A 7,914-nucleotide genomic window follows, 5' to 3' on the forward strand; every position below is an offset into this window, starting at 1 on the left:
GACGAGCGGCGAAGCCGCGACAAGCGGGGTCTGGGGCGGCAGCCCCAGGAAACGGTGAGAGGGCGGGACCGGGGCACAGCCACCCCGCAGGCGCACACTGGAAGCATGTGCCGCAGTATCAAGACCCTCAGGCCCCCCGCCACCCCCGCCCCCACCGAGGACGACGTCCGCGCCGCCGCGTTGCAGTACGTCCGTAAGATCTCCGGCTTCCGGGCGCCGGCCGCGCACAACAAGGCCGTCTTCGACGCGGCCGTCGACGAGGTCGCGGAGGCGACGGCGCGGCTGCTGGGCGGGCTGGAGGTGCGGGGGAGCGGGCGGGTCAGATCCGCTCCCGCCAGCGGTTCGTGATCGGCAGGCGGCGGTCCTTGCCGAAGCCCTTGGGGGAGATCTTCGTACCCGGCGGGTACTGCCGCCGCTTGTACTCGGCGGTGTCGACCAGGCGCAGGACCCGCGCCACCAGCTCCTCGTCGAAGCCCTCGGCGACGATCCGCGCGTACCCCCGGTCCCGGTCGACGTACAGCTCCAGGATGCGGTCGAGGACCGGGTAGTCGGGGAGGGAGTCGGTGTCGACCTGGCCCGGGCGGAGTTCGGCGCTCGGCGGCTTGGTGATGGAGTTCTCGGGGATGGGCGGGGTCTCGCCGCGCTCCTCGGCGTGGCGGTTGCGCCAGCGCGCGAGCCGGAAGATCCCCGTCTTGTAGACGTCCTTGATCGGGCCGTAGGCGCCGACCGAGTCGCCGTAGAGGGTCGAATAGCCGCACGCCAGCTCGGACTTGTTGCCCGGGGCGAGGACGATGTGGCCCTCCTGGTTGGAGATGCCCATCAGCATCGTGCCGCGCAGCCGGGACTGGAGGTTCTCCTCGGCGAGTCCCGTCAGCCCGAGGGCGCCCATGTAGGCGTCGAACATCGGGGCGATCGGCACCGTACGGAAGTGGAGGCCGGTGCGGCGGGCCAGTTCCTCGGCGTCGGCGACCGAGTGCGCGGAGGAGTAGCGGGACGGCATGGCGACGCCGTACACGTTCGCGGCCCCGACCGCGTCGCACGCGATGGCCGCGACGAGGGCGGAGTCGATGCCGCCGGAGAGGCCGACGAGGACGCTGCGGAAGCCGTTCTTGACGGTGTACGCGCGGAGGCCCGTCACCAGGGCCTGGTAGACCTCGGCGTCGTCGTCCAGGTGCTCGGCGATCGTGCCCGGCAGTGCCGGCTCCGCGGCCGGGGCCGGGTCGGCGGAGATCGTGACGTGGTCGATCCGCAGGCCGTCGTCCACCGTGCCGGAGGGCGCCGCGGCCGGCGCCTCCGGCAGGTCCAGGTCCAGGACCAGGCACGTCTCCTCGAACTGCGGCCCGCGCGCGACGACCCGGCCGTCACGGTCCACGACGATGGAGTCGCCGTCGAAGACCAGCTCGTCCTGGCCGCCGGTCATGGCGACGTAGGCGACGGTGCAGCCGGCCTCCTGGGCGCGCTTGCGCACCAGCTCCAGCCGGGTGTCGTCCTTCTCCCGCTCGTACGGCGAGGCGTTGACGGAGACCAGCAGCCCGGCCCCGGCGGCGCGGGCGGCGGGCACCCGGCCGCCCTCCTGCCACAGGTCCTCGCAGATGGCCAGCGCCACGTCCACGCCGCGCACCCGGACCACCGGCAGGGTGTCGCCCGGCACGAAGTACCGGAACTCGTCGAACACGCCGTAGTTGGGCAGGTGGTGCTTGGCGAACGTGAGCACCGCCCGGCCGCCGTGCAGGACCGCCGCCGCGTTCAGCGGCGCGCCCGCGGGGCGGCCCAGCCGGGGCCGGGCCTCCTCGCAGCGGTCCAGGTAGCCGACGACGACGGGCAGTTCGCCGAGGCCCTCGTCGGCGAGCCGGGCGGCGAGGGCGCGCAGTTCCTCGCGGCTCGCGTCCACGAAGGAGGAGCGGAGGGCGAGGTCCTCGACGGGGTAGCCGGTCAGCGCCATCTCGGGGAAGACCGCGAGGTGGGCGCCCTGTCCGGCGGCGTGGCGGGCCCAGCGGAGCACCGACTCCGCGTTCCCGGCGAGATCGCCGACGGTGGAGTCGGTCTGGTGCAGTGCGAGACGGAGTCGGGCCACGCCGCCAGTTTAATCGTCTTCCTGACGCGATGGGGGGTGGAAGGGGGCCACCCGGGGGTGGCCCCGCCGCCTCCCCGCGGCTACTTCCGGTAGCCGAGCAGCGTCATCATCCCCGACTCGGCGTGGTAGACGTTGTGGCAGTGGAGCATCCACAGCCCGGGGTTGTCGGCGTCGAAGTCCACCTCCAGGCGCCGCCCCGGCAGCACGATCGCCGTGTCCTTGCGCGGCCCGCCGCCGGGCAGGGCGAACGTGTGGCCGTGCAGGTGCATCGGGTGCCACATCGCGCTGCGGTTGACGAAGGCGAGCCGCACGCGTTCGCCCGCCGCCACCGGGTAGCGCTCGGAGGGCGAGTACCGCCGCCCGTTGAGCGCCCAGTCGTAGCGCTCCATCGACCCCGTCAGCTCGAAGGTGAGCGTACGGTCCGGGCGGCGCTCCTTGAGGCGGACGGATCCGGCGGCCTTGAGCCGGTCCGCGGTGAGCGGCGTACGGTTCAGCTCGGCCGGGCGGACGTCCGCGGCCGGCGCCGCGCCGCCGCCGGTGCGCAGCAGCGCCAGGGCGGTCCGCTTCTTGCCCTCCGCGAGCGCGGTGAGCGGGAAGACGCCGTCTCCGGCCGTCACCAGCACGTCGTACCGCTCGCCCATGCCCAGCAGCAGCGCGTCCGTCTCCACGTGCTCGACCGGGAAGCCGTCGGTGTGGGTGACGGTCATGCGGTGGCCGCCGAGCGCCACGCGGAACGCGGTGTCGCCGCCCGCGTTGACGATCCGGATCCGGACGCGGTCGCCGGGCTTCGCGGTGAACGTGCTCGGGGCGTCCGGGGTCCTGCCGTTGACCAGGTAGTACGGGTACGCGACGTCGCCCGCGTCGCCGCCGAGGAGCGGGCTGGTCGCGCCCATGAGCATCCGCGACGGGCCTTCGGGGGTGGGCTGGACGGCCGCCATGTGGTGCATGCCGCCCATCCCGCCGCCTCCGCCGTGGTCCATGCCGCCGTGGCCGCCTCCGCCGCTCATGCCCTTGGCGAGTTCCGCGAGGACGGCGTCCGGGGTGCTGCCGTCGACCCCGTCCACCCAGTCGTCGAGGACGACGACCCACTCCTTGTCGTACTTCAGCGGCTCCTTGGGGTCCTCGACGATCAGCGGCGCGTACAGGCCGCGGTCCTGCTGCGTGCCGGAGTGCGGGTGGAACCAGTACGTCCCCGGGCGGTCGACCGCGAAGCGGTACGTGAACGACCCGCCCGGGCGGACGGGCCGCTGGGTGACGCCCGGGACGCCGTCCATGTCGTTGCGCAGGGCGAGCCCGTGCCAGTGCAGGGACGTCGGCTCGGGGAGGTGGTTGGCGAGGGTGAGCGCGAGCGTGTCGCCGGCGGTGAGCCGGACCTCCCGGCCCGGCAGGGCGTCGCCGTATGCCCAGCTTGAGACTTTCCGGCCGCCGAGGTCGAGGGTGGTCGCGGCGGCGGTCAGCTTCACCTCCCGGACCGGGCCGCCGGACCGGCGGCGCCGCGCCTCGGCGGCGGCGACCTCCTCGCCGTCGGGGGCGACGTAGGCGACGGGCTTCCCGGACCCTGACGATCCGGATCCCGAGCAGGCGGTGAGCAGTCCGCCGGCGGCGGAGGCGAGGCCGGCGCCGAGGACGGCGCGGCGCGTGGTGGTGCGCATGGTGAAGGAACCCCTGTGGGTGTCGTCGGTGACCGCGGGCGCGTGCCCGCGGATGGGCGTGAGGAGCGCGGGGTCCGCTCCTATACGCGCAGGACCGACAACCGGGCGAGGGCCTTCCGCCGGGGTGGCGGCGGGACGGGCCAGAGGGCGTGCGCGCCGAGCGCGCGCGGCCCGGCTCCGGCGGCGCGCCCGGCTGGCCGCCGGAGGACGGCCGACGCCAGCAGCAAGAGGACGACCGCCCAGCCGGCGCCGAGGACGGCGAGGCAGACGGAGGAGGGGTTCAGGTCCGGTTGGGGGTGGTGCGGGGTTGTGGGGGAGGTATGGGAGGCGGGGCTGCCGGTCGGAGTGTTGCGGTGCGCGACCGGGCTGCCCGCTTCGGGCTGGTGTGCACCCGGCCCGTCTCCGTGTCGCCCGAGGAGCGCCCCCGCCGCTGTCGACGCCGGCGTGGACACGGACGTGCCCGTCGCCGGTTCCGTCCCCCTCCCGGTGTGCCCCGTCGGGTGCCCGAGCGTGTGCATGGTCACGAGCCCCAGCAGCAGGGCGGCCAGGAACAGGAGGCGGCCGTACCACGCACCGGCGGCGGCGCGCCCCGCGTGCCCGCGCATGACGCCCTCCCCGAGTCGGAACCTTCCGTCGTCTGTGCCCGCACCCTACCCCTCTGGGGTATGGGCGCCGACGGCGGGCCGGACGGGTGTCCGGTCGAGCGGATGTGCGCAGAACGGGCCCTCTGTCCGATGATGGGGCGAACCGATCGCTTGTTTTGCCCCGAAGGACGCTCCTCCCTCTCATGCCCCTCTCGGAACAGGTCAGGGACGAACGTCCCCCCGCCGGCCGTGCCCCCGACGCCCCTCCGGCGGTCCCCGCGCCCGCCGACGCCGCCGCCGGCCGTGGGCAGTTCATCTCCTGGACCACCCTCGCGCTGATGACCACCGCCTCGGTGGCCAATCTGCGGCCCGCGCCCTCCATGGCCCTCTACGGCCTCGCCGCCGTCTTCCTCTACCTCCTCCCCGCCGTCGTCTTCCTCCTGCCGACCGCGCTGGTCTCCGCCGAACTCGCCTCCGGGTGGACGGGCGGCGTCTACCGCTGGGTCAGCGAGGGGCTGTCGAAGCCGCTGGGCTTCCTCGCCGTCTGGTGCCAGTTCGCGATGACGATCGCCTACTACCCGAGCCTGCTCGCGTACGTGGCCAGCACCTTCGCGTACATCGTCGATCCGTCGCTCGCCGACAACGGGCTGTACGTGGCGCTCGTCATCGTCGTCGTCTACTGGTCCGGCGTGCTGATCTCCGCGCGCGGCACCAAGGCCGTCGCCGGGCTGTCGAGCATCGGTCTGGTGATCGGCACGCTGCTGCCGGGCGTCGTGCTCGTCGTGCTCGGCCTGGTCTTCCTCGGGCAGGGCAATCCGTCCGCCGCGCCCATGGACGGCGGTCACGTGCTGCCGCCGTGGACCGGCGTGGCGAGCCTCGTCCTGATCGTCGGCAACTTCCTGTCCTACGCGGGCATGGAGATGAACGGTGTGCACGTCGCGTCGCTGCGCGAACCGGGCCGGCAGTTCCCGCGCGCGATGGGCCTGGCCACCGGGCTCGTCCTGCTGATCTTCATCCTGCCCGCGCTGGCGGTGAGCTGGGTGATGCCCGGCGAGGACCTGAGCCTCACGGCCGGGGTGATGCAGGCGTTCCAGGGCTTCTTCGACCACTTCGGGGTCGGCTGGCTGACCAAGGTCACCGGTGTGCTGCTGGTCGCCGCCGCGCTCGGCGGCATGCTCACCTGGCTGGCCGGGCCGTCGAGCGGGCTGCTGCTCGTCGCCCGGCAGGAGGGCTACCTGCCGCCCGTCCTCCAGAAGCTCAACCGGAACGGCGTACCGCGCAACATCCTCGTCGCGCAGGGCGCGCTGACGACCGTCATCGCGCTGCTGTACGCCTTCCTGCCGGACGTCTCCAGCGCCTACTGGATCTTCTCGGTCATCACGACGCAGATCTACCTCGTCGTCTACCTGCTGATGTTCGCCGCAGTGGTGCGGCTGCGGCGGCTCCAGCCGGACCGGCCGCGCGGCTTCCGCGTCCCGGCCGTCCGGCTCGTCGCGGGGGTGGGGTTCGCGGCCTCGCTGGCGGCGATGTGCATCGGGTTCGTGCCGCCGGAGCAGTTCGGCGGGCAGCCGCTCTGGCGCTACCTGCTGATCGTCGGCGGCGGGCTGCTGACCATCGGGTTCCTGGCGCCGCTGGCGTTCCTGGCGTGCCGCAGGCCGCACTGGGCGGCGGCGGACGCGGACTGAACCCCCGCCCTGCGGAACCCTCGCCCCTCGCCCGCCGTTCCCCCACGGGGAGGGGCGGACGGCGCCGCCGCACCTCCCCGCCAACGTGAGCGCGGACGAGGGGTGGACGAGGATGAGCGAAGGCCGGCCGCCGGGCCGGATGCTGCGGGTCGGCGGCACCGTCCTGCACGTCCTCGCCGAGGGTTCCGGGCCGGTGTGCGTGCTGAGTCCGGGGCTGGGCATGGGCTGGTTCGACTGGGAACCCGTCGTCCCCCTGCTCACCCCGCACCGCACGGTCGTCCGCTTCGACCGGCCCGGGCTCGGCTTCAGCGCCCCGCAGACCGAGCCGCCCACCGCCGAGGCCGAGGCCGCCCGGATCGCGGGCGTACTGGACGCCCTCGGGCACACCGGCCCGGCGACGGTCGTCGGCCACTCCCTGGCCGGCTTCCACGCGGAGGCGTTCGCCCGGCTGTACCCGGAGCGCACGGCCGGCCTCGTCCTCGTCGACACCAGCGTCGAGGAGAACGCCCGGCCGCTCCCCGCCCGCGGCCTGCGCACCGCCGCCGCCCGGGCGCGCGGCCACGCCTTCGCGACCGCCGGCCTGCCGCGCGCCCTCGGCCCCGCCCTGCGCCGGCTGGCCGTCCGCGCCTCCTCCGTCGGCGGCGCCGACCCCGTCCCCGCCGACCTCGTCCGCCGTACGTACGGCACGGGCCGGGTGGCGCGCGCCCTGCTGATGGAGAACGCCCGCTACTTCGACGTGGCCGCCGAGCTGGAACGCCTCCGCGCGGACCACCCCCTGCCGCCCGTCCCCACCCACGTCCTGGCCGCCGCCACCGGCTCCGACTCCCGCTTCGAACGCCGCCGCCTCGACCGCCAACGCGCCCTCGCCGCCCTCCTCGACGCCCACTTCACCACCGTCGCCCCGGCCGGCCACCTGCTGATGTACGACCGCCCGGAGGCGGTGGCGGCGGCGGTCCTGGAGGCGCCCCGGGTCCACTCGACGACCGTCCCCGCCGCGCCCTAGGCGCGCTTCGCCCTCTCCGCCGAGGCCGCCGCCGCCCACGCCCTGTGGGCCAGGAACGGGAGGAACTCCCGCACGGTCCGCCTCTTGGCCCTGGGCAGCGCGTGGAAGTCGCGCACACGGATGTCGAGCCGGAACGGCCCCCGCAGCGCGCGGCCCGGGCCGGCCGACTCCGTGGCGACGAGCGCGAACAAGTGGCACATCCAGCTCGGCTGGGGCGAGGGCTCGGGGTGATACGGAGTCACGAGAAACCCGTCCGCGTCCACCTCCTCCAGCCCTTTCGCCTTCCTGCTGAACCCCTCCCGCCGCGCGGTGTCGATCAGCTCGCGTGCCCGCCGCGCCGAGGCGTACCGCGGCACGGCGGGCACGGGCCAGCCGGTGGGCGAGTCCGTGAAGCGCGCGAAGCGGGGGTAGCGCCGAATTCGCCTGGGCCCATTGCCGTCGGGCCGGTGTCCGTCTTCCATGAGCGCCGACTCTGCCGCCTCGGAGGGGGGCCGTCCACCGGCGGTGCCGGGGTGGGAGGCGAGGCGGTGCTACGGTCCCGGACCATGAACGACACGGTGTACGTGGGCAACGCGGGCAAGGACGCGGCCCTCGACCGGGGCTGGCTGCTCGGGCACTTCAAGGACGTCGCCGACCCCCGCCACAGCACGGCGGTGGAGATCAAGTGGGGCGTCCACCCGGCCGGTGACGCCCGCGCCCACTGGGTCACGGGGGAGGCCCGCACCGCGCTGCTGGTACTGATCAGCGGCCGGTTCCGGGTCGAACTGCCGGGCCGGAGCGTGCTGTTGAGCGGGCAGGGGGACTATGTGGTGTGGGGCGAGGGGGTGGACCACTCCTGGTACGCGGAGGAGGAGTCGGTGGTGCTGACGGTGCGGTGGCCGTCGGTGCCGGGGTACCGGGTGGAGGAGGGCTCGGG

General features: G+C 74.4%; 8 protein-coding genes. 4 read left to right on the top strand and 4 right to left on the bottom strand.

The window, feature by feature from the left end; genetic code table 11:
* Positions 1 to 105: 105 nt before the first annotated feature.
* Complete coding sequence (locus tag ACSNOK_RS27515; protein ID WP_436783486.1) at positions 106 to 348, top strand: DUF2277 domain-containing protein; 243 nt, start codon at positions 106 to 108, stop codon at positions 346 to 348.
* Here the strand turns inward: ACSNOK_RS27515 and ACSNOK_RS27520 are convergent.
* From ACSNOK_RS27520 to ACSNOK_RS27530, 3 genes are all read right to left on the bottom strand, one after another.
* Positions 320 to 2,074: an NAD+ synthase gene (locus tag ACSNOK_RS27520; protein WP_436783487.1), complete on the bottom strand. Its 1,755-nt coding sequence runs from the start codon at positions 2,072 to 2,074 to the stop codon at positions 320 to 322. The genes ACSNOK_RS27515 and ACSNOK_RS27520 overlap by 29 nt on opposite strands.
* Before the next feature lie 80 nt (positions 2,075 to 2,154).
* Positions 2,155 to 3,726 carry a multicopper oxidase family protein gene (locus ACSNOK_RS27525; RefSeq protein WP_436783488.1) on the bottom strand — a complete coding sequence of 524 codons (1,572 nt, stop codon included), beginning with the start codon at positions 3,724 to 3,726 and terminating at the stop codon, positions 2,155 to 2,157.
* 80 nt (positions 3,727 to 3,806) lie between these two features.
* Entirely contained in the window at positions 3,807 to 4,331 is a 525-nt protein-coding gene (locus ACSNOK_RS27530) for a hypothetical protein (protein WP_436783489.1), read from the bottom strand.
* A 182-nt stretch (positions 4,332 to 4,513) separates the two neighbouring features.
* Between ACSNOK_RS27530 and ACSNOK_RS27535 the strand changes: the two genes are divergently transcribed.
* Positions 4,514 to 5,995 carry an APC family permease gene (locus tag ACSNOK_RS27535; protein WP_436783490.1) on the top strand — a complete coding sequence of 494 codons (1,482 nt, stop codon included), beginning with the start codon at positions 4,514 to 4,516 and terminating at the stop codon, positions 5,993 to 5,995.
* Between the two features lie 112 nt (positions 5,996 to 6,107).
* On the top strand, positions 6,108 to 6,998 hold the full coding sequence (locus ACSNOK_RS27540) for an alpha/beta fold hydrolase (protein WP_436783491.1): 891 nt from the start codon (positions 6,108 to 6,110) through the stop codon (positions 6,996 to 6,998).
* On the opposite strand, the gene ACSNOK_RS27545 is transcribed toward ACSNOK_RS27540, so the two are convergent.
* Positions 6,995 to 7,459, bottom strand: a complete 465-nt coding sequence (locus ACSNOK_RS27545; protein WP_436783492.1) for a hypothetical protein — start codon at positions 7,457 to 7,459, stop codon at positions 6,995 to 6,997. The genes ACSNOK_RS27540 and ACSNOK_RS27545 overlap by 4 nt on opposite strands.
* Positions 7,460 to 7,543: 84 nt before the next feature.
* Between ACSNOK_RS27545 and ACSNOK_RS27550 the strand changes: the two genes are divergently transcribed.
* Positions 7,544 to 7,914 (top strand): signal peptidase I (locus ACSNOK_RS27550; protein WP_436783493.1); only part of this gene is annotated, 371 nt, incomplete at its 3' end.

Source organism: Streptomyces sp. URMC 126, from assembly GCF_051386555.1.
Taxonomy (GTDB): domain Bacteria; phylum Actinomycetota; class Actinomycetes; order Streptomycetales; family Streptomycetaceae; genus Streptomyces.